The following is a 23,444-nucleotide window of genomic DNA, read 5'->3' on the forward strand; positions in this document are numbered from 1 at the left end:
CCCCCATGCAGCTGAACAACCTGATCCGCCGCCTGGACCTGGTCACCCTGCAGCTGTTCGTGGCCATCCACGAAGAAGGCAGCCTGACCCGCGCCGCCACGCGCGAGGCGATCGCATTGTCAGCGGCCAGCAAGCGCCTCAACGAGCTGGAGGGCGCGCTGGGTACGCCGCTGTTCCTGCGCCAGGCCCGGGGCATGCAGCTCACCCCGGCCGGCGAAACCCTGTTGCATCATGCCCGGCGCATGTTGTTCAACCTGGAGAAGATCGGCCTGGAGCTGGGCGAGCACCTGCAGGGCGTGCGCGGTTACGTGCGGATGCTGGCCAACCTGTCGGCGATCATCCAGTTCCTGCCCGAGGACCTTGCGGCATTCAGTGCCGAACATGCGCAAATCAAGGTGGACCTGGAGGAGCGCCCGAGCAATGGCGTGGTCCAGGGCCTGCTCGACGGTGTCGCCGACCTGGGCATCTGTTCCGCCGACAGCGACACCCGCGGCCTGCATGCCGTGCGCTACAAGCGCGACCAGCTGGTGCTGGTGGTACGCCAGGGGCATGCGCTGGCCGAACAGGCGCAGGTGGCCTTTGCCGAAACCCTGGACAACGACTTCGTCGGCCTGCACTCGGCCAGCTCGATCAACATGCGCACCGTAGAGGCCGCACGCCGGGCCGGCAAGGTGCTGCGCCTGCGCATTCATGTGCCAAGCTTCGATGCCGTGTGCCGCATGGTGCAGGCCGACATGGGCGTGGGCATTCTGCCACGCAAGGCCTTCGAGTTGTTTGGCGGGGCGCTGGGGTTGCGGGCCGTGGCGTTGAGCGATGACTGGGCCGAGCGCGAATTGCTGCTGGTGGCGCGGGAGCTGGAGGCGTTGTCGCCGGTGAGCCGGATGTTGTTCGAGCAGCTTCGAGGAAAGTAGTTTTCCTGTGCCGGCCTCTTCGCGGGCTTGCCCGCTCCCACAAGTATTTTCACTGCCCTTGAGGTTTAGGTAATCCTGTGGGAGCGGGCAAGCCCGCGAAAGGGCCGCTACAGGAAAGACGCAGACCATTCGCGTTTCGCGAACGGTAGTTGCCGACACAGGATTGGTGCCCTGCTCCTGACAGCCCTAGGCTCCACCTCAAAGTCCAAGAACAATGAGGTACGCAACATGCCTGCTCCTCTCGAAGGCATCCGGGTGCTGGAAATCGGCACGCTGATCGCCGCCCCCTTTGCCGCCCGCCTGCTCGGCGAATTCGGCGCCGAAGTGATCAAGATCGAAGCCCTGGGCCAGGGCGACCCCCTTCGCAAGTGGCGAAAGCTGCATGACGGCACTTCGCTCTGGTGGTACCTGCAATCACGCAACAAGAAGTCCCTGGCACTGGACCTCAAGGCTGCCGAAGGCCTGGGCATCGTCAAACAACTGCTGCAGGACACCGACGTCCTCATCGAAAACCTGCGCCCCGGCGCCCTGGAAAAGCTCGGCCTGGGCTGGGACGTGCTGCATGCGCTCAACCCGCGCCTGACCCTGGTGCGCATCTCCGGCTACGGCCAGAGCGGCCCCTACCGCGACCGCCCGGGCTTCGGCGCCATCGGCGAGGCCATGGGCGGCATCCGCTACACCACCGGCGAGCCCGCTGCCGCACCGGCGCGTGCCGGGGTCAGCCTGGGCGACTCGCTGGCTTCGCTGCACGCGGTGATGGGGGCGCTGCTGTCGCTGTTCAATGTGCGCGCCAATGGCGGCGTCGGCCAGGTGGTCGATGTGTCGCTGGTGGAAAGCGTGTTCAACCTGATGGAAAGCCTGATCCCCGAATACGACCTGCTTGGCCATGTGCGTGAGCGCAGCGGTGGCGCGCTGCCCGGTATCGCGCCGTCGAACACCTACCGCACCGCCGATGGCGCCTTCGTGGTGATCGCCGGCAACAGCGACCCGATCTTCCGCCGCCTGATGCAGGCGATCGGCCGGCCAGAGCTGGGCGAGGCGGCCGAGTTCGCCCACAACGACGGCCGTGCCGCCCAGGCCGCGCTGCTCGACGATGCCATCGAACAGTGGACCCGCCAGCATTCCATCGACGCCGTGCTGGCGGCGCTGGAAGTGGCCGAAGTCCCGGCCGGGCGCATCTATTCCGTCGCCGATATCGTCAACGACCCGCATTACCAGGCGCGCGACATGCTGCTCGACAGCCGGTTGCCCGACGGCACGCCTGTGCGCATGCCAGGCATCGTGCCCAAGCTCTCGGCCACGCCGGGGCGGGTCGACTGGCAAGGGCCGGCGCTGGGCGAGCACACCGACGCCGTGCTCGCAGGCCTGGGCATGGCCGCAGCAGACATCGCGCGCCTGCGCAGCCAGGGGGTGGTGCAATGATCCCGGCCAGCCCCGAACAGCTGATCATCCAGGAAGTCGCCCCGCGCGACGGCCTTCAGATCGAACCGACCTGGGTCGCCACCGCAGACAAGATCGCCCTGGTCGACGGCCTTTCCCGCCTGGGCTTCAGCCGCATCGAAGCCGGCTCGTTCGTCTCGCCCAAGGCGATTCCGGCATTGCGCGACGGTGACGAGGTGTTCCGCGGTATCCAGCGCCAGCCCGGGGTGGTGTATGTGGCATTGGTCCCCAACCTCAAGGGCGCCGAACGCGCCCTGGCGGCCGGGGCAGACGAACTGAACCTGGTGCTCTCGGCCAGCCAGTCGCACAACCTGGCCAACATGCGCATGCGCCGCGAGCAGTCGCTGGCGGGCTTCGGCGATATCGTCCAGGCCGTGCATGGGCGCCCGATCAGCCTCAATGCCACGGTGGCGACGGCGTTCGGTTGCCCGTTCGAGGGGCGCATCGATGAAGACCTGGTGTTGCGCCTGCTCGATGCCTATCTGGAACTGGGCGTGCACGGCGTCACCCTGGCCGACACCACCGGCATGGCCAACCCGCGCCAGGTCGAACGCCTGGTCCGCCGCAGCCTGGAGCGGCTGCCGGCGAGCATGCTCACCCTGCATTTCCACAACACCCGTGGCCTGGGCCTGTGCAATGTGCTGGCTGCCTACGAAGCCGGCGCGCGACGCTTCGACGCCGCCCTCGGCGGGCTGGGTGGCTGCCCGTTCGCCCCGGGCGCCTCGGGCAACATCTGCAGCGAAGACCTGGCCAACCTATGTGCCGAAACCGGCATCCCCACCGGTATCGACCTCGAGGGCCTGATAGGCCTGGCGCGGGGCCTGCCTGCCCTGCTCGGCCATGAAGTACCCGGCCAGCTGGCCAAGGCCGGGCGCAACTGCGACCTGCACCCGCTGCCTGCCGGCATGCCTACCTGATACTGCGCGTCAACCCGGGGCACGCCCCACCAGACAACAAGAACAACAGGGCCGCCCACGCGGCGGCCCGACTGGAGAACACACAATGAGTCTTTCCGCCCTGCATACGGCTGCCGATGGCGCCGCCGACAGTGAAAAAGCCCTGGTGCGCAAGGTCGCCTGGCGGCTCATGCCACTGATCATGGTCTGCTACCTGTTCGCCTTCTTCGACCGCATCAACATCAGCTTCGCCAAGTTCCAGCTGCAGACCGACCTGGGCTTCAGCGACACCGCCTACGGCCTGGGCGCGAGCCTGTTCGTGGTCGGCTATGTGCTGTTCGAGGTGCCCAGCAACCTGATGCTGTACAAGGTCGGCGCTCGCCGCTGGATTGCCCGCATCATGATTTCCTGGGGCCTGGCCACGGCGGCGATGGTGTTCGTGACCAACGAATGGCAGTTCTACACCCTGCGCTTCATCATCGGTGCCATGGAAGCCGGCTTCGCCCCGGGCGTGCTGTACTACCTGACGCTGTGGTTCCCTCGCCACTACCGGGGCCGGATCACCTCGCTGCTGTTCCTGGCTTCGGCCTTCGCCGGGTTGTTCGGCGCACCCTTCTCCGGCCTGATCCTCGGCCACCTCGACGGTGCCTTGCAGATGCGTGGCTGGCACTGGCTGTTCCTGCTTGGCGGCCTGCCGTGCGTGGCCCTTGGCCTGCTGGTGCTGACCCGGCTCAAGGACCGTATCGAGGATGCCGGCTGGCTGAACCCGGCAGAAAAGCAACTGCTGCTTTCGCGCATCGACCCGCCCCAGGCCGCCCATGGCCAAGGCTCGTTGCTGCAGGCCATCCGCATTCCGGGCTTCCTGACCCTGGGGCTGATCTACTTCCTGATCCAGATCGCTTCCTATGGCCTGAACTTCTGGGCACCGCAGCTGATCCGCAGCGCTGGCACCGAAAACCCGTCGATGATCGGCCTGCTGACGGCCATCCCCTACATCTGCGGCGCCATTGCCATGGTCGTGTGCGGGCGCCTGTCGGATGCCACGGGCGAGCGGCGCTGGTTCACCGCCGGCCTGATCGCGCTGGGCGCGCTGGGCTTCCTGTGCGCCGGGCTGTTCGATGACAACACGCCGTTGCTGCTGGTATCCCTGGGCCTGCTGGGTGCGGGCGTGGTGGCGTCGATCCCGAGCTTCTGGGCGTTGCCGCCCAAGCTGCTGGCAGGCGCTGGCGCCGGTGCGGCCGGGGGCATTGCCCTGATCAACACCCTGGGGCAGCTGGGCGGGATCGTCAGCCCGGTGCTGGTGGGACGCATCCGTGACCTGACCGGTACCACCACCCCGGCGCTGTACCTGATTGCCGGGGCCTGCGTGGTGACGGCACTGCTGGTGCTGTTCGCCCTGCCAGAAAAACTGCGCACACGGGATGTGCCGAACCGTTGAGCGGTGGGGCCGCAGCGCTGCGGCCCCCGCTTTTGTGAACCCTGTCGAGATGCCGTCCTGCCACGATTGCGCCGCTCTAACCCGTAGGTTCTAATGCCTGCCCACCGGTTTATCTTCGCAATCCAAGGACGCTCGCTCATGTACAGGAAGCTCGTACCGCTGGCACTGCTGGCCACCCTGGCCGGCTGCTCGGACACCAACGACGCCAGCGAGGCCAATTTCCACAAAGCGGCCCAGGCCTACCTCGACACGCAGTATCCGCACTGTTTCGTGGTCACCGACTTCCCCACCAAGACCCAGGACTTCGACGTCACCGGCACCAACAAGGCCCTGCACGCCCTGGCCACGGTAGGGATCGTCAGCGAGCAGGAAATCTCCCGCGTCGAAGTGCCCGAGCGCCTGTGGCAACCGGCCCGTACCGACATCTACTACGCCTATGACCTGACCGACGAAGGCCGCAAGTACTACAAGGCCGATGCCCAGAAGATGCTCGACGGCCAGACCCGTGGCGGGCTGTGCTTCGGCAAGGCCGAGGTGACGGCGATCGAGCAGTTCAGTGAGCCGGGGCAGATGATGGGGCACACGATTTCCGATGTGACCTATGCCTACAAGATCACCGGCTTGCCGGCCTGGGCCAGCGATGACCAGATCAAGGCCGGCATCCGGGACCTGGGCAAAGCCGTAGCGACCAACGACACCCCGGCCAGGGAAAAGCGGGTGATGGTGCTGACCAACAAGGGCTGGGTGCACGAGCGCCTGTTCGACAAATGACGCGGGCCGTGCTGGCCTACATCCACCAGGCCAGCACCACCGGCAGCCAGACGAACGACAGCACTGTCGAGCACATCACCAGGTTGGCCACCTGCTCCGGCTGCCGGTTGGCCCTCACCGCCATCAGGTAATTGAACACCGCCACCGGCATCGCCGACTGCACCATAAGCACCGCCCGCTCCATCGCCTCCATGCCCAGGGCGGCGCCCACTGCCCAACCCACCGCCCCCCCCAAGACGATGCGCACACCGCCGAGCACCAGGCCGCCGCCGATATGTTGCGGGCGGATACTGGCCAGCGACACGCCCAGGGTCAGCAGCATCAAAGGGATCGACATGCCCCCCAGCAGGTCGGCGGTATTGGCCAGCCAGCGCGGCAGCTCGAAGTCGAGGAAGATGATCGGCATGGCACCGGCCAGGCTGATGACGATCGGGTTGCGCAACAGTGCCTTGAACGAGGCGACCGTGCCGGAAATGGCCATGCCCAGGGTGAACTGCACGATCGACAAGGTCAGGAAGAACGCCACGGCCAGCGCCAGGCCGTGTTCGCCGAAGGCATACAAGCTGATCGGCAGGCCCATGTTGCCGGTGTTGGGGAACATGAATGCCGGCATCAGCACCCGCCAGTGCTGGCCCGAGGCACGGCACACCAGCAGCCCGGCCACGGCCATGCCTGCGGTGCACAACAGGCAGGCCAGGGCCATGCTGGTGAACGCCGCGGCGTCCAGTTCGGTGCGGCTCAGGGTCGACAACACCAGCGACGGGGTGCCGACGGTCATGACCATGCGGGCGATGAATTCGGTGGGGTAATCGAGGCCCTTGCGGGCCCAGGCGTAACCAATGCCGGCGACGATGAAGACCGGGGCGAGAACGGCGAACAGCGACGCGAGCATGGGGCGGGCCTTCCGTGGGTGGGAATGCCGATTATGCCGCATGCCAGCGACCCCGGGATGTCGGATCCGAGCACAATGCTGTCGCATCCCGACCTGCGGCGTCTCGTCGCAGCCCTTAGCCTCTTGGGCAAATCGATCACAACCCGTAGAATCGCGCTTCCTTTTCGCCCGTCGCCTTGAACGGTGGCAACCGGCAGCAACGACAGAGTCCAGGCCTGAACACATGAAGCCCATGTGAAATAGGCTCAACCGAACCCGCCCGGCCCAGCTCTTACAGGGTCCAGCGGTTGAGTCTTGCCCAGGTCGCATCCAGCCCAGGCACATCCGTGCATACCTTCGGCCCTTGATGGGCCTGTTTGGCGTGCGCGTTCGAAGAGGCGTTCCCAAATCGCCACTCCAACTTGAGGTATGTATGTCTCCGCGTTTGCTGGCCATGGCGCTGGCGCCCCTGCTCGGGCTGTTCATCATTGCCCTGGGCAACGGCTTCATGTCTTCCCTTACCACCCTGCGCCTGGACGCTGCCGGCGAATCGGCGACGACCATCGGTATCGTCTCGTCGACCTACTTCATCGGCCTGACCCTCGGCGCGATCTTCAACGACCGGCTGATCCTGCGCATCGGCCATATCCGCGCCTACACCAGCTTCGCCTCGCTGATCGCCGCAACCATCCTGCTGCAGGGGCTGTTCTACGATGCCACCTGGTGGTCGGTGCTGCGCCTGATCAATGGCTGGGCGGCCGTCGGCGTGTTCCTGGTGATCGAAAGCTGGCTGCTGCTGGCCGGTGACGCGAAGATCCGCGGGCGCCTGCTGGCGCTGTACATGATTGCCTTCTACGGCGCGGGCGTGATCGCCCAGGCCGGCCTTGGCGAAATCACCCACCTGGGCGACACGGCGCCGTTCATGCTGGCCGGCATGCTTGCCGCGCTGTCGGTGCTGCCGATCGTGATCCTGCCTCGGGTGTCGCCGCTGCTCGACCAGGTCGAGCCGCTCAAACCACGGCAACTGCTGGGTGTGGCCCCGTCGGGGCTGGTCGGCTGCTTCGGCTCCGGTGTGGTCATTGCCGGTATCTACGCGCTGCTGCCGCTGTACCTGCAGCGCATCGGCCTGGATGTCGGTGAAGTCGGCAACATGATGGCCTGGGTCATCCTCGGCGCCATGCTGTTGCAATACCCGGTGGGGCGTTGGTCCGACCGCAGGGACCGCCAGGATGTGCTGATCGCCCTGGCCGCGCTGTGCCTGGTGCTGTCGCTGGTCACGGTGTTCCTGCCTTCGGATTCGGCCCTGCTGCCGGCCATGCTGTTCCTGCTCGGTGGCGGTGTGTTCGCGCTGTACCCGGTAGCGGTCAGCCATGCGGCCGACCGGGCGCCATCCGACGCCCTGGTGCCGATGATCCAGGGCCTGCTGCTGATCAACTCGCTGGGGTCGGCCATGGCGCCGCTGGCCATTTCGCCGGCCATGACCGAATTTGGCGAAGTGGGGCTGTTCTGGGCCTTTGCCGTGGTCAACCTGGGCATGGTGTGCTTTTTCCTCTGGCGCCGCGGCAAGCGCCCGGCTGCGGAGCACCCGGCACCGTTCACGGCGTCGACCACCTTCTCGCCGACCGGCGCCGAGCTGCGGGTGACCGAAGACCTGATGCATGCGGCGCAGGAGCATCCGCCGCTGGAGCCTGTTGCGCCTGCCCCGGCAGCGCACGCCGAAACTAAGTGACACCAGGGGCCGCCATGCGGCCCTTGTTTTTTGACCGTCCGTCGCCCAAGCGGCACCCTGCCATCCTCCGCCAGCCAAACGAATGACAGATCATCCGCCCAGGAGACTTGCCATGATCCGCATTCAACCGCTGTTGTTCGCCCTCGCCCTCGGGGTCGCCTCTACCGCCAGCTACGCCGCCACCGAGCCGACCAACACCGACAGCAAGCCGCAAACCGACCAGCAAGGCGGCAAGACCGCAGGTGAAGACAGCAGCGTCAACAGCCCAGGCAGTGGCCAGGACAACGACAGCAGCAATACCGGCAGCGACGCCGCCGATGGCGCCGCGGGTGGTTCCAACAGCACTGGTGAAGCCACGGGCTCAGGCGCCGGCCACACCGGCGGTACCGCTGAAGACCAGGACAGCCGCTGACCCGCAGCGGGTCTACACTGGGGCGCACAGTCCTGCCAAGGAATCGCCATGAACCCTAGACCCTGGCTACTCGCCGCCTTGCTGCCCTGCACTGCCCTGGCTGCCGGTGGCGATTCCGCCGCACTGTCGATCAGCTCGTCCTCATTTACCGACGGCGGTGTCATCGCCTTGCAGCAGGTCGGGCCTGACCCCGCCTGTGGCGCCGGCGAGGAGCGAACGCCACAGCTGAGTTGGAAGAACCTGCCCGACGGCACGCAGTCGCTGGCCTTGGTGATGTTCGACCCGGACGGCGGCAAGGGGCTGGGTGTGGTGCACTGGATTGCCTACAACATCGACCCGGCGCTCGATGGGTTGGATGAGGGCATGGCTGGGCAGACAACCCAGGCGCTCATGGTTGGGCGCAATTCTCGCGGTACCTTGACCTACCGCGGGCCTTGCCCGCCAGCGGGGGACAAACCGCATCACTATGCACTGACTCTGATTGCCACTGACTTGCCCTTGGGTACCCTGCCCGAAGGGCTGGACCGCACCGGCTTGATGGAATTGCTGCAGGGGCATGCGTTAGGGGCGCAGAGCCTGGTGGGCCGTTACGGGCACTGATTGCCGAAACGTGCAATCACTGTGGGAGCGGCCTTGTGTCGCGAAAGGGCTGCGGAGCAGCCCCAGGAGTTCAGCGTCGAGGCAGCGAATGCTGGGGCTGCTCTGCAGCCCTTTCGCGACACAAGGCCGCTCCTACATGGACCGCGCTGTCAGCGCCAGTACCGCGCGTCATCGACGATCTTCGCATGCCTCTCGAATACATCCGGCAGCTGTTCCTTGAGGTAATCGATCCAGGTCCGCACCTTGGCATCCAGGTAATGCCTGGACGGATAGATCGCATACAAGGCATTCTCCCGCAGCCGATAAGGCGCCAGTAACCGCCGCAGGCGCCCCTGCTCGATGGCCTGGCTGGCGGTGTAGAACGGTAGCAGGCCGATGCCCATCCCCAGTTCGCTGGCTACCAGCATGGCGTCGGCGACGTTGGTCAGAAAACTGTCGCGCGGGGCGATGACACAGTTGTCGATCCCCTGCGCGAACACCCAGTCCCCTTCGTACATCGGATACGCCATGCGCAGGCATCGGTGTTCGTGCAGGTCTGCCGGCTGCTCGGGCACACCATGGGCCTCAAGGTAGCTTGGCGCGGCGCAAGGGATACTGAAAATGTTGCCCAGCGGCACGGCGATCAGCTGCGAATCGGGCAACGCCTCATCCACGGTGATCACCACATCGTGCCCCTCGGCCAGCGGATCGGGATTGCGCTGAGACAGGGTCAGCTCGATCACCACGTCAGGGCAGATGGCGTTGTAACCGGCCACCAATGGCATCAGCAGCATGCCCAAGCCATGCGGACAGTGCAGCCTCAGACGGCCACGCGGGGTGAGGTGGGCGCCGCGGGCTTCGTCCATGGCCTCGTCGGTCAGCGCCATGATCTGCCGCGCCCGTTCGAGAAACCGCTCGCCTGCCTCGCTCATGCGTAGGCGCCGGGTGGTGCGGTGCAGCAGCCGTGTCTGCAGCTGGTTCTCAAGCTCCGCGACAATCCGCGACACCTGCGCCGCAGAGATGTCGAGTGCATTGGCGGCTGCGGCGAAGCTGCCGCACTCCACCACTCGGGTAAAGGTACGCATGGCGTGCAGCATGTCCATGGGGCCTGGCTCCTTGATCGATCTTATTCGTACGTTCCAGGCAGGAATCTATCACGACTTATCCCATTTATTGAGAATCACCAACGAATGCATCATGGGTAAAACGAAAAAGGAGCCTGCCATGAAACGTTCACTTGCTGTTGTCGCCCTCTCTGCCGCCCTGGCCTCGTTCGGCGCCTTCGCCGATGCGCCCGCCAGCCAACCGGCCAGCAGCAATTATGAGTACGGCATGCCGCTGGATGTGGCCAAGGTCATCTCGATTACCCCGGCCAGCAACGCCGCCGACTGCCAGGTGGGCACCGCGCACATGGTGTACGTCGATCATCAGGGCCAGAAGCGCGAAGTCGACTACCGCGAAATGGGCAACTGCTCGCAGCAGTGAATCAGGCCAGTACCGCGTTGATCCAGCCGATCTGCCGGGCGAAGTCATGCCGCTTCTCCTGCGGGATGGCATCGCGGGCACGCTCGAAGTTGGCCAGGCTCTGCTGCTTCTGACGCAGCATGCGCTGCCACTTGGTCAGGAATGCCGGGCATTTCTCGCGCATCAGCACGGGGCCGAAATACAGCTCTTCGGCACTGTAGGCCACCGCCCCGTCGGGTTCGGCCACGATGATCTCGTAGTCGAAACGGTTTTCCCGCAGCAATTCTTCGCTGACGATCCGGTAGCCGTTGTGCATCAGCCAACCGCGCAGCTCGCGCTCGTCGCCATTAGGCTGCAGGATCAGGCGCTCGATGCCGTTCAGGCGCGCCTTGCCACGCTCGAGAATCTCGCACATGGTCTTGCCCCCCATGCCGCACAGGCTGATGGCGGTGATGCGATCACCGGGCTCGATGGCCTCCAGGCCGTCGGCCAGGCGCACGGTAACGACGTCGGTCAGGCCATTGCGGCGCACGTTGCGCTGGGCCGATTCATAAGGCGTCTGCGCCACCTCGCCGGCCAGCCCCGCCGCGATCACGCCGCGCAGCGCCAGGGCCACCGGCAGGTAGCCGTGGTCCGAGCCGATATCGGCCAGGCGCGCACCCTGCGGTACATGTGCGGCCACACGTTCCAGGCGCCTCGATAATGTCTGTTGGTTCAACTCCAGCCCCTTGCTCGACAATCGGCGGCGATTCTGACTGCCGGGGCGCTGCATTTCAATGCTTGAGCGCCCACCGGCTCGACCCTTGCGACAGGCTCGCGTAGGCTTGCCGCTTTCCCTCCGTTGCAAGGCGAATACCCATGGCAGATCTTATCTACACACCAGATTCCGACGCCGAGTCCATTTCCTCCGACGTCGCGGAGTACAACGGTATCCTGGTGACCACGCAGATCCCGACCGATCTCGATGCCGATATCACCCAGCAGAGCGAGAGCACCCTGCAGGCCCTGAAAGACGCGCTGGAAAAGGCCGGCAGCGGCATGGACCGGGTCATGCATCTGACTATCTACCTGACCGACATGGCCGACCGTGGCGCCTTCAACGAGGTGTACCAGCGCTTCTTCAGCAAGCCATGGCCAGTGCGTGCCGCCGTGGGTGTGGCTGCACTGGCCTACCCCGAAATGCGCGTCGAAGTCACTGCCATGGCAGCCAAGCGCTAACCCGCCCCCGGGGCTGCGAAGCAGCCCCCTTTACCCAGTTTTCAAAGCAGGACGCTGCATGCAATCCCCCCCTTTTCGCCGCAAGGCCCTGATCGCCTTGCTGCCCGGCCTCGGCCTGTGCCCATTGGTACAAGCCGAACCCACCACCTTCAACCTGCTGGAACCGCTGGTAGTCACCGGCACCTACGCGCCCAACCCGAGCTTCGATCTGCCCTACTCCATCGACACCGTCGACCGCCAGCAGATCGCCGATGGCCAGCTGGGCGTCAACCTGTCCGAAGCGCTCAACCGCGTACCTGGCCTGGTGGTGCAGAACCGCCAGAACTACGCCCAGGACCTGCAGATTTCCTCGCGTGGCTATGGCGCCCGCTCGGCCTTCGGCATCCGTGGCATCAAGCTGCTCAGTGACGGCATCCCCGCCAGCACCCCGGATGGCCAGGGTCAGGCGGCCTCGTTGAACCTGGATGTGGCCGACCGTATCGAAGTACTGCGTGGTCCGGCCTCGGCCATCTACGGCAGCAATGCCGGTGGCGTGATCCAGATGTTCTCCCGCGACGGCTCCGGGCCGCCCAAGGTCGGCGCCGAAACCACGTTTGGCAGCGATGGTTTCAACAAGAATCACGTCTACAGCGAAGGCGGCAGCGAGCAAGCCGGCTTCCTGGTGGATGCCTCGCGCATGGACACCGACGGCTACCGCGACCACAGCGCCGCCCGCCGCGACCAGACCTTCGCCAAGGTGCACGTCAAGCCGGACGCCGACAGCCGCCTGGCGCTGATCTTCAGCACCCTGGAGCAGAACGGCACGCAAGACCCGCTCGGCCAGACCTGGGACGCCTACAAGCACGACCCGCGCTCGGTGGCGGCGCGCGCCGAGGAGTACAACACGCGCAAGAGCATCCATCACCAGCAGGTGGGCATGAACTACGAGCGCTACTTCGGCGAGGCAACCCTGCAGTTCAACCTGTACGCCGGCAAGCGCAGCGTCATCCAGTACCTGTCGATCCCCAAGGGCACGCCCGCGAACAACCGGGGCGGCGGCGTGGTCGACTTCGACCGCGAGTTCCACGGCGGGACCCTGCGCTGGATCCAGCCCATCAGCGCCGCCCCCGGCAACCTGACCCTGACCTTCGGGGCCGACTACGACCGCAGCCGCGACGACCGCCGCGGCTTCCAGAACTTCAGCGGCGACACCCTGGGCGTGAAAGGCGAGCTGCGCCGGGATGAAAAAGACACCGCCACCAGCCTTGACCCGTACGTGCAGGCGCACTGGGAACTGGACCGCTGGACCGTGGATGCCGGCCTGCGCCACAGCAGCATGGAGATGGAAGTCGACGACCGCTTCCTGGCCAACGGCGATGCCAGCGGCTCGAAGACGTACCAGCGCACCACGCCGACCTTGTCGGTCATGTATGCCTTCACCCCCGACCTGCACGGCTACATCAGCGCCGGCAAGGCCTTCGAAACCCCGACTCAGGCCGAAATGGCCTATGCCCCCGGGGCACTGGAGGGCTTCAACTTCGGCCTGGAACCGGCCACCAGCACCCAGTACGAACTGGGCCTGAAGTGGCGCCCGGATGAGCGCACGCGGATCAATGCCGCGATCTTCGAGATCCGCACCAGGGACGAGATCGTGGTCGCGGCCTCGACCGATGGCCGCACCAGCTACCGCAATGCCGGCAAGACCCTGCGCCGCGGCTTCGAGCTGAGCGTGCAACGCGAGCTGAACCCGCAATGGCAGGCCAACCTGGCCTATACCCTGCTCGATGCCACCTATGACGAGGCCTTCACCCAGGGCAGCACGACCATCGACAAGGGCAACCAGCTGCCCGGCGTGCCGCGCAGCAGCCTGTTCGGCGAACTGGTGTGGAAGCCGCGCGACGGCATCAGCATGGGGCTCGAGGGGCAGTACCGGAGCAAGGTGTATGTCGAAGACACCAATGACCAGCATGCGGCGCCGGGTTATGCGGTGTTCAACTGGCGCACGCGGTTCGAGCAGCATGTCGGGCCGTGGACGTTCCACCAGCTGGTGCGCCTGGACAACTTGCTGGACCGCCAGTACGTGGGCTCGGTGATTGTCGGCGATGGCAATGGGCGCTATTACGAGGCGGCGCCGGGCAGGTCCTGGTATGCCGGGGCCGGGGTCGAATACCAGTTCTGACCTTGGCGGCCCTTCGCGGGTTCACCCGCGAAAGGGCCGGTAAGGCCTGCACACCTCTCGGCACTCAAAGATGCCACCCGCCCATTTCACCGCTACAATGCCGCCCTACCGTGACAGCCCGAACCTATAACGACATGTCCCTTCCAAAGAATCACCTGGAACTGCTCAGCCCTGCCCGTGACGTGGCCATCGCCCGCGAGGCGATCCTGCACGGCGCTGATGCCATCTACATCGGCGGCCCGAGCTTCGGCGCGCGCCACAACGCCTGCAACGACGTCAGTGATATCGCCGAACTGGTCGAGTTCGCCCGTCGCTACCATGCACGCGTGTTCACCACCATCAACACCATCCTCCACGACAACGAGCTGGAACCGGCGCGCAAGCTGATCCACCAGCTCTACGACGCCGGCGTCGATGCGCTGATCGTGCAGGACCTGGGGGTGATGGAGCTGGACATCCCGCCGATCGAGCTGCATGCCAGCACCCAGACCGACATCCGCACCCTGGAGCGGGCAAAGTTCCTCGACCAGGCCGGTTTCTCCCAGCTGGTACTGGCCCGCGAGCTGAACCTGCAGCAGATCCGCACCATCGCCAGCGAAACCGATGCGGCCATCGAGTTCTTCATCCACGGCGCACTGTGCGTGGCCTTCTCCGGCCAGTGCAACATCTCCCACGCCCAGACCGGGCGCAGTGCCAACCGCGGTGACTGCTCCCAGGCCTGCCGCCTGCCGTACACCCTGAAAGACGACCAGGGCCGTGTGGTGGCGTTCGAGAAGCACCTGCTGTCGATGAAGGACAACAACCAGACCGCCAACCTGGCCGACCTGGTCGATGCCGGCGTGCGTTCGTTCAAGATCGAGGGCCGCTACAAGGACATGGGCTATGTGAAGAACATCACCGCCCACTACCGCAAGGAGCTCGACGCCATCCTCGAAGGCCGCCCGGAACTGGCCCGCGCTTCCAGCGGCCGCACTGAGCACTTCTTCCTGCCCGACCCGGACAAGACCTTCCACCGCGGCAGCACCGACTACTTCGTCACCGACCGCAAAGTGGACATTGGCGCCTTCGACTCGCCGACCTTCACCGGCCTGGCAGTCGGCGTGGTTGAAAAAGTCGGCAAGCGTGACCTGCAAGTGGTCACCGAAGTGCCGTTGACCAACGGCGACGGTCTCAACGTGCTGGTCAAGCGTGAGGTGGTGGGTTTCCGCGCCAACATCGCCGAGCCCCGTGGCGAGTTCGAGGAAGACGGCCAGAAGCGCTACCGCTACCGCGTCGAGCCCAACGAGATGCCCGAGGGCCTGTACAAGCTGCGGCCGAACCACCCGCTGTCGCGCAACCTCGACCATAACTGGCAGCAGGCCCTGCAGCGCACTTCGTCGGAGCGCCGCGTGGGCGTGGAATGGCACGCAGTGCTGCGCGAGCAGCGCCTGATGCTGACCGTCAGCAGCGAGGAAGGCGTCAGCGTGCAGGTGGCCCTGGACGGCCCGTTCGGCGCCGCCAACAAGCCGCAGCAGGCTCTGGAGCAGCTGCATGACCTGCTCGGCCAGCTGGGCACCACGATGTACCACGCCAATAGCATCGAACTGGATGCGCCGCAGGCGTTCTTCATCCCCAACTCGCAGCTCAAGGCCCTGCGCCGTGAAGCCATCGAGGCCCTGACCGCAGCCCGTGTGCAGGCGCACCCGCGTGGCGGGCGCAAGGCCGAGACCACGCCGCCACCGGTATACCCCGAGTCGCACCTGTCGTTCCTGGCCAACGTCTACAACCAGAAGGCCCGCGACTTCTACCACCGCCATGGCGTGCAGCTGATCGACGCGGCGTACGAAGCCCATGAGGAGCACGGCGAAGTGCCGGTGATGATCACCAAGCACTGCCTGCGCTTCTCGTTCAACCTGTGCCCCAAGCAGGCCAAGGGTGTGACCGGCGTGCGTACCAAGGTGGCGCCGATGCAGCTGATCCAGGGCGATGAAGTGCTGACCCTGAAGTTCGACTGCAAGCCGTGCGAGATGCATGTGATCGGCAAGATGAAGAACCACATCATCGACCTGCCGACACCGGGTAGCGCAGTGGCTCAGGTAGTGGGACACATCAGCCCGGAAGACCTGCTCAAGACCATCCCACGCGGGATGCATTGATCGTCAGCCTGTGAGGCCGCAAATATCCTGTAGGAGCGGCCTTGTGTCGCGAAAGGGCCGCAAAGCGGCCCCAGCGATCTCAACCCTTACAACAATCCCAACCCGCGCGCCGTGCGATCCACCGCAATCCGGGTCTTCTCCACCAGCTCATCCAGCTCGCCGTGGTTGGCCACCAGGGCCGGCGCCATGATCATCCGCCCCAGGGTCGACCGAATGATCACCCCTTCCTCGAAGCCATAAGTCCGGCACTGCCAGGCCAGGTCGTTTTCATTGGCATAGCGCTTGCGGCTGCCCTTGTCCTCGGCGAACTGCAACGCCGCCACCAGCCCCGCGCCCTGCACCTGGCCAATCAACGGGTGGTTGGCGAACACCTCGCGCAGGATGCGCTGCAGGTACGGCCCGGTGTCTTCCTTGACCTGACGCACGATGCCTTCATCGCGCAGCGCCTTGAGGTTGGCGATGGCAACCGCCGCCGCCACCGGGTGCCCGGAATAGGTCAGGCCGTGGGCAAACACCCCGCCGCGCTCGACCAGTGCCTCGGCAATGCGCTTGCTCAGCACCAGGCCGCCCATGGGCACATAACCCGAGGTCAGGCCCTTGGCGATCGACAGCGTGTCCGGCTCGAAGCCGAAGTATTCGTGGGCGAACCACTCGCCAGTGCGGCCAAAGCCACCGATCACTTCATCGGCGCACAACAGCACGTCGTACTGGCGGCAGATGCGCTGGATTTCCGGCCAGTAGCTTTCCGGCGGGAAGATCATGCCGCCAGCGCCCTGGAACGGCTCGGCGATGAAGCCGGCGACGTTCTCGGCACCCAGTTCGAGGATCTTCTCTTCCAGCTGCAGGGCGCAGCGGCGGCCGAACTCCGCCGGGTTCAGGTCGCCACCTGCGGCGTACCAGTAGGGCTCGTCGATGTGCGCCACATCCGGGATCATGCCGCCCATCTCGTGCATGAACTTCATGCCGCCCAGCGCGGTGGCGGCCAGGGTCGAGCCGTGGTAGCCGTTCCAGCGGCCGATCATGATCTTCTTGCTCGGCTGACCGACCACTTGCCAGTAGCGACGCACGGTGCGGACCAGCACCTCGTTGGCCTCGGAACCGGAGTTGGTGTAGATGGCATGGCTGTAGTGGCCCGGCAGCAGGCTGAACAGCAGTTCGGACAGCTCGATCACCGCTGGGTGGGTGGTGTGGAAGAACATGTTGTAGTAGGCCAGCTGGTCCATCTGCGCAGCGGCAGCGGCAGTCAGGTCCTTGCGGCCGTAGCCGAGCTGGGTGCACCACAAGCCCGACATGCCGTCTAGGTAACGCTTGCCGTCGCTGTCCCACAGGTGCAGCCGCTCGCCACCGACCATCACGCGCGGGCCCTCGGCGTTGAGCGCTTTCTGGTCGAGGAAGGCGTGAATATGGTGAGCGGCGTCGCCGGCCTGGTAGTCACGGGTGTCGCGCTGGGTGTGCAGCTTGGCTTGGAACGGTGCGTTCATTATTGTTCTCCAGGGTAAAACGCGGCGTGCAGTTGGCCCTGCCAGGCCGCTGACAGTAAAAATCGTTTCAGGGGAAACGGCGCGTTCAGCGCCTTCGCAAGTAGCTTTCCAGCGGGTCCTTGCTCAGGCCTTCCTGGGCCTGGGCCAGTGAGTCGATGAACAGCGAGAACAGCTCAGACTGCTTGGCGATGTCGAGCTTGGTGTAGAGGTTCTTGCGGTGGGTCTTGACCGTGTCCTCGCTGATGCCCAGGCGCTCGGCCAGGGAGCGGGTCGAGTGGCCGCGCAGCAGGTACTGGGCGATGCGGCACTCGCGCTCGGTGAGCAAGGAGGAGCCGAAATTGTTCAGCGCGGCGTTGATCTGCCGGCCCAGGGCGCTCTCGAATCGCCCGCCGATGGCGTCGACATCCAGGTGGCTCCACTGCCGCCGCACCGTGGCCACCACCCACGGCGCCACGCACTTGAGGTCACTGACCTGCTGACGGTCCAGGCGCCGGGTGCTGGCCAGGGCCACGGCGATGGTCAGGTGCTCGTCGAGCGGCACGATGAAGTTGAGTTCGTCTTCCAGGTGGGCGTGCTGGTAGAACGCCAGGTAGTACTCGCTGCGCTTGAAGTGGTCGGGGGCGACGTCGCTGAGGCGGTAGCAACCCGGGGCGATGCCGTCCATGCAGGCACGGTAGAACGGGCACAGCAGGTAGTAGCCTTCGAGGTACTTGTGGATGTTGCCTTCCGGCAGCCAGGGGCCTTCTTCGTCTTTTTCGAACAGGGCCGAGGGCAGGCCTTTGCGGGGGTAGAGGAACACGGTGATGGCCTGGCACGGGGCAATCAGCTTGAGGGCGGCGAACAGCGCCTCGACGAAGCCCGGCGAGCCCTGGGCGTCGACGACACGGGCCATCTGCACGTACCAGTCGGGCGATTTCAGCCGGTCTTTGCTCATTGTCGTGGTCCCATGCCGGGGTTGTTGTGGTTGGGATTCTGGCATGGGGCTTGGGTGTAGACCATCACCCTTCGGGGTGAGCCATGGGGCTTGCCTTGGGATCTGCAGCGCCTGTCGGCGGCCCCCTCTGCGCCCCTCTGCAACCTGATGCCGTACCAATTGTCAGCTTAGCTATAGGAGAAAGACGCCCCTTACACCTGCCCCCACTCAAAATGGAGCCGGCATGAAGAAAAACCCCCTGAGCCAACGCAAGGACGACCACCTCGACATCGTGCTCGCCGCCTCCCCCACCGCACATGCCGTGGACGCCGGCTGGTCAGCCCTGCGCTTCGAACACTGCGCACTCCCGGAAATGGCCCTGGACGACATCGACCTCACCACCAAGCTGTTCGGCTGTACCCTGAACGCCCCGCTACTGATCAGCTCCATGACCGGCGGCGCCGAACGTGCACGCTTCATCAACCAGCACCTGGCCGAAGCCGCCCAGACACTGGGCATCCCCATGGGCGTGGGCTCGCAGCGCGTCAGCCTGCGCAGCGGCCAGGACCAGGGCCTGACCGAAGACCTGCGACGCCTGGCCCCCGACATACCACTGCTGGCCAACCTCGGCGCCGCCCAGCTACGAGAATCCGACGGCCTCGACCTGGCGCGCCGTGCGGTCGACACCCTCCAGGCCAATGCCCTGATCATCCACCTCAACCCCCTGCAGGAAGCCGTGCAGCCCGAAGGCGACCGCGACTGGCGCGGCGTACTCGAACGTATCGAGACCTTGACCCGGCACCTGCCCACCCCGGTCATCGTCAAGGAAGTCGGTGCCGGGATTTCACCCAGCGTCGCGCGCAGGCTGTGGGATGTCGGCGTAGCCATGATCGATGTCGCCGGTGCCGGCGGCACCAGCTGGGCAGCGGTGGAAGCCGAGCGCGCCGGCAGCCCCGCCGGGCGCGAGGTGGCCCTGGCATTCGCCGACTGGGGTATCCCGACCGCACACTGCCTGCTGGCGGTGCGCCGCGCCGTGCCGGAAATCGGCCTGATCGCCTCGGGCGGTGTGGCCAACGGCGTCGATGCCGCCAAGGCCATTCGCCTCGGCGCCGACCTGGTAGGCCAGGCCGCCAATGTGCTGAGTGCGGCGATGATCTCTACCCAGGCGGTGGTGGAGCATTTCGATATTCTGCTGCGCCAGCTGCGCATCGCCTGCTTCTGCACCGGCTCACGCAACCTTGCGCAATTGCGCCGGGCGCGCCTGCTGCCGTCGCACCTGCCGCCGCCATGAGGCGCCGCGCTGTGGCATGATCAGCACCTCCCTTCACGCTGGCCCCTCTGCATGCTGATCGACGAAGAACTGACCCTGAAAAAGCTCGAGACCTTCCTCGCCTTCATGCGCAGCGGCAACCTCGGCCGCGCCGCCGCCGAGCTGGCCACCAGTGCGGTCAGCGTGCACCGGGCCATCCATTCCCTGGAAAGCGCCCTGCGCTGCCCGCTGTTCAAGCACGAAGGCCGCCAGCTGATCCCGCTGGAAAGCGCCTACGTGCTGGAAAAGAAAGCCCGTCAGCTGATCCAGGACGCCGAGCAGATGGTACGCCAGACCCGCGAGGCAGCGGGTTTCTATGCCGAACGCTTTCGCCTCGGCGCGCTGTATTCGCTCACCGTCAAGACCGTGCCGAAGCTGGTGATGGGCCTGAAGCTGCGGCGTAGCGAACTGAACATCGACCTGACCCTGGGCTCGAACGTCGACCTGCTGCAACGCCTGAAAAACCATGAGCTGGAAGCGATCCTGGTGTCACTGGACGAAAGCGTGGCGGACCCGGCCTGCGAGCAGCTGCCATTGTTCTCCGACGACATCTTCCTCGCCGTGCCGACCGATTCACCCTTCGCCGGGCAACAGGAAGTGGACCTGGCGGACCTGGCCGACTCCACCTTCATCACCCTGACCCAGGGCTTTGCCACCCACCGCGATGGCGCACGGGTGTTCCAGCAGGCGGGGTTCGAGCCGAAGGTGGCGATGCAGGTGAACGATATCTTCACGCTGCTGAGCATGGTCAGTTCGGGAGTAGGCTTCGCCCTGCTGCCAGGGCGAATCGCGGCGGTGTACGAGAACCGCGTGAAGCTGATCGCGCTGCAACCGCGTTACCGGCTGCAGCAACACATCGGCGTGGTGTTCCTCAAGGCTCGCGAGCGTGAGCCCAACCTGCTGGCACTGTTGGCGGAGTGCCGCATGTACAGTGCCGGCCTGGGCTGATACCTGTCACGCAGCGACCGCGCGCATGATGAAGAACAGCAGTGACGGGCCCAGCAGGCAGCCCAGCGCGGTGTAGAACGCCGCCGTCAGGCAGCCATAGGGCACCAGTTTCGGGTCGGTGGCCGCCAGGCCGCCGGCAACACCACTGGAGGTGCCCATCAGGCCGCCGAAAATCACCGCCGTGCGCGGATTGTTCAAACCGATCAGCGGCGCCACGAAGGGCGTCACCACCATGACCAGAATGGCCTTGACCAGGCCAGCGGCGATCGACAGCGCCATCACTTCGGAACTGGCGCCAATGGCCGCACCGGTGACCGGGCCGACGATATAGGTAACCGCCCCCGCACCAATGGTGGTCAGGCTCACCGCATCGGTATAACCGAAGGCCAGCGCGACCCCGACGCCTGCAACGAAGGAGACGCCGATCCCGAAGAACAGCGATATCACGCCCGACAGGCCGGCGCGCTTGAGTTCCTCGATGTTCACCCCGAATGCCGTTGCGACAATGGCGAAGTCGCGCAGCATCGCGCCGCCGAGCAAACCGATCCCCGACAACAGCGGTATGTCCACCAGGCCCTTCTGCCCACCTGTCAACGAGCCCCCAACGTAAGAAAGCACCAGGCCCAGAAAGATGGCAATTGCCGAGCCGTGCAGGCGCCCACGGGTGAGTGTTTTCGACAGCCAGTAGGAAAACCACATGGTCACGCCGATCACCGCAAACCCGCTGACCAGGCCGTAGCCGCTGATCACTTTCATCATCGATTCGTACATGGCGGTCACCGTTGCGAGGCAGTCAGAGGTTCATCGGCAGCCGCTTCAGGCTTCTTTTTGCCAATACGGTCGAGCAAAGGCACCATGGCAAAACTCGCGACCACCGCCACGACGCCGGCCAGGATCGCCATCGGCCCGCCAGACAGCGCACCGAGCACGTTCTGCTGGGCGGCCATGGCGACCACGATGGGGATGTAGATGGCGCTCCAGAACTCCACGCCCTGTGCCGACTTGGCATCGGTCAGGCCGCGTTTGTTGAGATAGCTGCCGATGAAAATCAGCAGCAGCATGGCGATGCCGACGCCGCCGACATTGGCAGGAACCCCCAGCAGCTTGCCCAGCAGCTCGCCGACGAACAGGCCGACAAGGGTACACAAGGCCAGAAAGGCCACACCGTAGATAATCATTATTGTTGTCCTCGCGTTGGGTCGAAGTTGCTTGTTGTTGTTCTTCGAAAAACACGGTCATCTTCAGCTTCGGTCAACCTCCTGACGCAGCAAGGCGTCCACCGTATCGGCTCGCGTCTGTTCCAAAGCAACGACTCGGCCCTGTTCGAAAATGGCTTTTGCCAGGCCGCTGAGCACGCTGCCCGGCGGCACTTCCACGTGCAGCCGCACGCCACGTTCGTAGGCGTTGCGCAACGTAGCACGCCAGTCGACCACACGGGCCATGTTGCCGGCCAGGTCATCGCGCAGGCGTTGCGGATCGTGAATCGGCCGTGCACTGCTGCCACTGAGGTAGGTGATGCGCGGGCGGCGCAGCTCGACGCTGGCGAAGGCAGCCGCCAGTTCGGCGGCCGGGCCGTCCAGCAACCTGCAGTGGGACGGCACGCTCACTGCCAGGCGCCGGGCCACGCCCTGGCCACGGCTGCGGGCGCGGCTGGCAACCTCGGCCATGGCCCTGTCGCTGCCGGCGATGACGACCTGGTTGTCGCTGTTGAGGTTGGCCAGGTACACCTCGCCGCCCACGTCGGCCAGCAAGCGTTCGACATCGCTCAAGTCGAGGCCGCTGAGGGCGGTCATGCCGTAACCCTCCGGGTAGGCTCGCTGCATCAACTCGCCACGCAGCGCCACCAGGCGTACCGCATCGGCGAACGTCAGTGCCCCGGCCGCCACAGCGGCGGGATAAGCGCCGATGGACAGGCCGGCAACATAATCCGGTGCCGGGCTGCGCTGCAGCAGCCAGCGCGCCCAGGCCACCCCGGCCAGCAGCAGGCAGAGCTGCACGGCTCGGGTCGATTGCAGGGCCTGTGCACTGTCGAGGGCCAGCGCCTGTTCGCCCAGGACATCGCTGGCCTCCTGCACCAGCAGCGAGGCGCCATCAGGCAGACGCTGCAGCATGCCTGGCTGTTGCGCGCCCTGGCCAGGGAAAGCGAACAGGCTGCTCACGCGGCACACTCCAGCGCGCCCCAAGGGTCAGCTACCAGGCGTGCGCCAAGCGCTGACTTGAGCAGGACCCGGCGCGCCACGCCTGCCCACTCCCGCAGCGCTACGGCACCTTCCGGGGTTTCCAGTTGCACATCGATACGGCACGGGCCGCAATCGAGGATGTCGAGCAGCTCCCGGGCCTTCGCGCGGGGGATGGGCAGTGGCGCGCGCAGCACCAGGTCAAGGTCGCTGGCCCCGTGCACCACGTCGCAGCCCGTCGCCAGTTGATACCCCACACCGCCCGTGGGGCCCCAGGCCAGCCCATACGCATCGAGCACCGGGGCCACCGAGGCCAGCGCCTGCAGGGCAGGCCAGGGGCTGTCCCCGTGCCAGCGCAGTGACTCGGGGCTCGATTGCCGCTGGATATCAGCCAAGCGCATCTGCACACCCAGGCGCTGCTCCCGCCCTTGCCCGCGCACGCCTACCGCCACCCAGCCGCTGGCACAGGCGGCACGGCGCACCACCACGGGCTGCCCGGCTGCCAACGCCTGAATGGCCCAGGCAGGCGCATCGGCAGGCAGGTCGGCCAGGGGCATGCCCCAGAGCAGGTCGTGTGGCTGCGGCAGGTTCATC

Annotated in this window: 23 protein-coding genes; 14 read left to right on the plus strand and 9 right to left on the minus strand. The window is 65.7% G+C overall.

Going from position 1 to position 23,444, the window contains the following annotated elements; all coding sequences use genetic code 11:
* Positions 1–5 precede the first annotated feature (5 nt).
* The 5 genes from ACIPW4_RS10290 (at position 6) to ACIPW4_RS10310 (ending at position 5,456) form a co-directional block, all read left to right on the plus strand.
* On the plus strand, positions 6–911 hold the full coding sequence (locus ACIPW4_RS10290; RefSeq protein WP_400657319.1) for a LysR family transcriptional regulator: 906 nt from the start codon (positions 6–8) through the stop codon (positions 909–911).
* A 228-nt stretch (positions 912–1,139) separates the two neighbouring features.
* Positions 1,140–2,333 carry a CaiB/BaiF CoA transferase family protein gene (locus ACIPW4_RS10295; protein WP_400657320.1) on the plus strand — a complete coding sequence of 398 codons (1,194 nt, stop codon included), beginning with the start codon at positions 1,140–1,142 and terminating at the stop codon, positions 2,331–2,333.
* Positions 2,330–3,268, plus strand: coding sequence for a hydroxymethylglutaryl-CoA lyase (locus ACIPW4_RS10300; RefSeq protein WP_400657323.1), 939 nt, complete (start codon positions 2,330–2,332; stop codon positions 3,266–3,268). Before ACIPW4_RS10295 ends, ACIPW4_RS10300 begins: the two co-directional genes overlap by 4 nt.
* 85 nt (positions 3,269–3,353) lie before the next feature.
* Positions 3,354–4,685 carry an MFS transporter gene (locus ACIPW4_RS10305; protein WP_400657325.1) on the plus strand — a complete coding sequence of 444 codons (1,332 nt, stop codon included), beginning with the start codon at positions 3,354–3,356 and terminating at the stop codon, positions 4,683–4,685.
* Positions 4,686–4,823: 138 nt separating this feature from the next.
* Complete coding sequence (locus ACIPW4_RS10310) at positions 4,824–5,456, plus strand: hypothetical protein (protein WP_400657327.1); 633 nt, start codon at positions 4,824–4,826, stop codon at positions 5,454–5,456.
* Positions 5,457–5,472: 16 nt separating this feature from the next.
* On the opposite strand, the gene ACIPW4_RS10315 is transcribed toward ACIPW4_RS10310, so the two are convergent.
* A complete protein-coding gene (locus ACIPW4_RS10315) occupies positions 5,473–6,348 on the minus strand; it encodes an AEC family transporter (protein ID WP_400657329.1) in 876 nt (291 codons plus the stop codon).
* 412 nt (positions 6,349–6,760) lie between these two features.
* Here ACIPW4_RS10315 and ACIPW4_RS10320 point away from each other — a divergent pair, with 412 nt between their 5' ends.
* The 3 genes from ACIPW4_RS10320 to ACIPW4_RS10330 all read left to right on the plus strand — a co-directional run bounded on the left by ACIPW4_RS10320 (position 6,761) and on the right by ACIPW4_RS10330 (position 9,068).
* Positions 6,761–8,056 (plus strand): MFS transporter, encoded by a 1,296-nt coding sequence (locus tag ACIPW4_RS10320; RefSeq protein ID WP_400657331.1) that lies wholly within the window; start codon positions 6,761–6,763, stop codon positions 8,054–8,056.
* Positions 8,057–8,168: 112 nt separating this feature from the next.
* Positions 8,169–8,468 (plus strand): hypothetical protein, encoded by a 300-nt coding sequence (locus tag ACIPW4_RS10325; RefSeq protein ID WP_400657332.1) that lies wholly within the window; start codon positions 8,169–8,171, stop codon positions 8,466–8,468.
* A 48-nt stretch (positions 8,469–8,516) separates the two neighbouring features.
* Complete coding sequence (locus ACIPW4_RS10330; RefSeq protein WP_400657335.1) at positions 8,517–9,068, plus strand: YbhB/YbcL family Raf kinase inhibitor-like protein; 552 nt, start codon at positions 8,517–8,519, stop codon at positions 9,066–9,068.
* A gap of 149 nt (positions 9,069–9,217) precedes the next feature.
* Here ACIPW4_RS10330 and ACIPW4_RS10335 read toward each other — a convergent pair whose 3' ends face one another.
* Complete coding sequence (locus ACIPW4_RS10335; RefSeq protein ID WP_400657336.1) at positions 9,218–10,150, minus strand: LysR family transcriptional regulator; 933 nt, start codon at positions 10,148–10,150, stop codon at positions 9,218–9,220.
* Between the two features lie 121 nt (positions 10,151–10,271).
* Here ACIPW4_RS10335 and ACIPW4_RS10340 point away from each other — a divergent pair, with 121 nt between their 5' ends.
* Positions 10,272–10,532, plus strand: coding sequence for a DUF2790 domain-containing protein (locus tag ACIPW4_RS10340; RefSeq protein ID WP_400657337.1), 261 nt, complete (start codon positions 10,272–10,274; stop codon positions 10,530–10,532).
* Position 10,533: 1 nt separating this feature from the next.
* Here the strand turns inward: ACIPW4_RS10340 and ACIPW4_RS10345 are convergent, their stop codons facing one another.
* A complete protein-coding gene (locus tag ACIPW4_RS10345) occupies positions 10,534–11,229 on the minus strand; it encodes a tRNA (adenine(22)-N(1))-methyltransferase (protein WP_400657339.1) in 696 nt (231 codons plus the stop codon).
* 134 nt (positions 11,230–11,363) lie between these two features.
* On the opposite strand from ACIPW4_RS10345, the gene ACIPW4_RS10350 reads away from it, so the two are divergent.
* From ACIPW4_RS10350 to ACIPW4_RS10360, 3 genes are all read left to right on the plus strand, one after another.
* Positions 11,364–11,729 carry a RidA family protein gene (locus ACIPW4_RS10350; protein WP_400657959.1) on the plus strand — a complete coding sequence of 122 codons (366 nt, stop codon included), beginning with the start codon at positions 11,364–11,366 and terminating at the stop codon, positions 11,727–11,729.
* A gap of 58 nt (positions 11,730–11,787) precedes the next feature.
* Positions 11,788–13,887 carry a TonB-dependent receptor family protein gene (locus ACIPW4_RS10355; protein WP_400657340.1) on the plus strand — a complete coding sequence of 700 codons (2,100 nt, stop codon included), beginning with the start codon at positions 11,788–11,790 and terminating at the stop codon, positions 13,885–13,887.
* 134 nt (positions 13,888–14,021) lie between these two features.
* Positions 14,022–16,022 (plus strand): U32 family peptidase, encoded by a 2,001-nt coding sequence (locus ACIPW4_RS10360; RefSeq protein ID WP_400657343.1) that lies wholly within the window; start codon positions 14,022–14,024, stop codon positions 16,020–16,022.
* A gap of 86 nt (positions 16,023–16,108) precedes the next feature.
* Here the strand turns inward: ACIPW4_RS10360 and ACIPW4_RS10365 are convergent, their stop codons facing one another.
* Positions 16,109–17,503 (minus strand): aspartate aminotransferase family protein, encoded by a 1,395-nt coding sequence (locus ACIPW4_RS10365; protein ID WP_400657345.1) that lies wholly within the window; start codon positions 17,501–17,503, stop codon positions 16,109–16,111.
* Positions 17,504–17,588: 85 nt separating this feature from the next.
* A complete protein-coding gene (locus ACIPW4_RS10370; protein WP_400657347.1) occupies positions 17,589–18,437 on the minus strand; it encodes a LuxR C-terminal-related transcriptional regulator in 849 nt (282 codons plus the stop codon).
* A gap of 223 nt (positions 18,438–18,660) precedes the next feature.
* Here ACIPW4_RS10370 and fni point away from each other — a divergent pair, with 223 nt between their 5' ends.
* Together fni and ACIPW4_RS10380 are read left to right on the plus strand one after the other, a co-directional pair.
* Positions 18,661–19,707 carry a type 2 isopentenyl-diphosphate Delta-isomerase gene (gene fni, locus ACIPW4_RS10375; RefSeq protein WP_400657349.1) on the plus strand — a complete coding sequence of 349 codons (1,047 nt, stop codon included), beginning with the start codon at positions 18,661–18,663 and terminating at the stop codon, positions 19,705–19,707.
* Positions 19,708–19,758: 51 nt separating this feature from the next.
* Entirely contained in the window at positions 19,759–20,673 is a 915-nt protein-coding gene (locus tag ACIPW4_RS10380) for a LysR substrate-binding domain-containing protein (protein ID WP_400657352.1), read from the plus strand.
* A 6-nt stretch (positions 20,674–20,679) separates the two neighbouring features.
* Here the strand turns inward: ACIPW4_RS10380 and madM are convergent, their stop codons facing one another.
* The 4 genes from madM to ACIPW4_RS10400 all read right to left on the minus strand — a co-directional run bounded on the left by madM (position 20,680) and on the right by ACIPW4_RS10400 (position 23,443).
* Complete coding sequence (gene madM, locus ACIPW4_RS10385; RefSeq protein WP_400657354.1) at positions 20,680–21,444, minus strand: malonate transporter subunit MadM; 765 nt, start codon at positions 21,442–21,444, stop codon at positions 20,680–20,682.
* Positions 21,445–21,449: 5 nt separating this feature from the next.
* Entirely contained in the window at positions 21,450–21,851 is a 402-nt protein-coding gene (gene madL, locus ACIPW4_RS10390; protein WP_400657355.1) for a malonate transporter subunit MadL, read from the minus strand.
* Positions 21,852–21,914: 63 nt separating this feature from the next.
* Complete coding sequence (mdcH, locus tag ACIPW4_RS10395) at positions 21,915–22,832, minus strand: malonate decarboxylase subunit epsilon (RefSeq protein WP_400657356.1); 918 nt, start codon at positions 22,830–22,832, stop codon at positions 21,915–21,917.
* Positions 22,829–23,443, minus strand: coding sequence for a malonate decarboxylase holo-ACP synthase (locus ACIPW4_RS10400; RefSeq protein ID WP_400657359.1), 615 nt, complete (start codon positions 23,441–23,443; stop codon positions 22,829–22,831). Before ACIPW4_RS10400 ends, mdcH begins: the two co-directional genes overlap by 4 nt.
* Between the last annotated feature and the right edge of the window lies 1 nt (position 23,444).

The sequence above is a fragment of the Pseudomonas sp. NPDC089996 genome (assembly GCF_044748405.1).
Lineage (GTDB): Bacteria > Pseudomonadota > Gammaproteobacteria > Pseudomonadales > Pseudomonadaceae > Aquipseudomonas.

Excerpts from the sequence above, each read along its gene's own strand:
- ACIPW4_RS10360 (WP_400657343.1), top strand. The coding sequence starts at position 14,022 with ATGTCCCTTCCAAAGAATCACCTGGAACTGCTCAGCCCTGCCCGTGAC.
- ACIPW4_RS10310 (WP_400657327.1), top strand. The coding sequence starts at position 4,824 with ATGTACAGGAAGCTCGTACCGCTGGCACTGCTGGCCACCCTGGCCGGC.
- fni (WP_400657349.1), top strand. The coding sequence starts at position 18,661 with ATGAAGAAAAACCCCCTGAGCCAACGCAAGGACGACCACCTCGACATC.
- ACIPW4_RS10320 (WP_400657331.1), top strand. The coding sequence starts at position 6,761 with ATGTCTCCGCGTTTGCTGGCCATGGCGCTGGCGCCCCTGCTCGGGCTG.
- ACIPW4_RS10355 (WP_400657340.1), top strand. The coding sequence starts at position 11,788 with ATGCAATCCCCCCCTTTTCGCCGCAAGGCCCTGATCGCCTTGCTGCCC.
- ACIPW4_RS10315 (WP_400657329.1), bottom strand. The coding sequence starts at position 6,348 with ATGCTCGCGTCGCTGTTCGCCGTTCTCGCCCCGGTCTTCATCGTCGCC.
- ACIPW4_RS10290 (WP_400657319.1), top strand. The coding sequence starts at position 6 with ATGCAGCTGAACAACCTGATCCGCCGCCTGGACCTGGTCACCCTGCAG.
- ACIPW4_RS10300 (WP_400657323.1), top strand. The coding sequence starts at position 2,330 with ATGATCCCGGCCAGCCCCGAACAGCTGATCATCCAGGAAGTCGCCCCG.
- ACIPW4_RS10380 (WP_400657352.1), top strand. The coding sequence starts at position 19,759 with ATGCTGATCGACGAAGAACTGACCCTGAAAAAGCTCGAGACCTTCCTC.
- ACIPW4_RS10340 (WP_400657337.1), top strand. The coding sequence starts at position 10,272 with ATGAAACGTTCACTTGCTGTTGTCGCCCTCTCTGCCGCCCTGGCCTCG.
- madM (WP_400657354.1), bottom strand. The coding sequence starts at position 21,444 with ATGTACGAATCGATGATGAAAGTGATCAGCGGCTACGGCCTGGTCAGC.
- ACIPW4_RS10330 (WP_400657335.1), top strand. The coding sequence starts at position 8,517 with ATGAACCCTAGACCCTGGCTACTCGCCGCCTTGCTGCCCTGCACTGCC.
- ACIPW4_RS10335 (WP_400657336.1), bottom strand. The coding sequence starts at position 10,150 with ATGGACATGCTGCACGCCATGCGTACCTTTACCCGAGTGGTGGAGTGC.
- ACIPW4_RS10370 (WP_400657347.1), bottom strand. The coding sequence starts at position 18,437 with ATGAGCAAAGACCGGCTGAAATCGCCCGACTGGTACGTGCAGATGGCC.
- ACIPW4_RS10295 (WP_400657320.1), top strand. The coding sequence starts at position 1,140 with ATGCCTGCTCCTCTCGAAGGCATCCGGGTGCTGGAAATCGGCACGCTG.
- ACIPW4_RS10365 (WP_400657345.1), bottom strand. The coding sequence starts at position 17,503 with ATGAACGCACCGTTCCAAGCCAAGCTGCACACCCAGCGCGACACCCGT.
- madL (WP_400657355.1), bottom strand. The coding sequence starts at position 21,851 with ATGATTATCTACGGTGTGGCCTTTCTGGCCTTGTGTACCCTTGTCGGC.
- ACIPW4_RS10305 (WP_400657325.1), top strand. The coding sequence starts at position 3,354 with ATGAGTCTTTCCGCCCTGCATACGGCTGCCGATGGCGCCGCCGACAGT.
- ACIPW4_RS10400 (WP_400657359.1), bottom strand. The coding sequence starts at position 23,443 with ATGAACCTGCCGCAGCCACACGACCTGCTCTGGGGCATGCCCCTGGCC.
- ACIPW4_RS10325 (WP_400657332.1), top strand. The coding sequence starts at position 8,169 with ATGATCCGCATTCAACCGCTGTTGTTCGCCCTCGCCCTCGGGGTCGCC.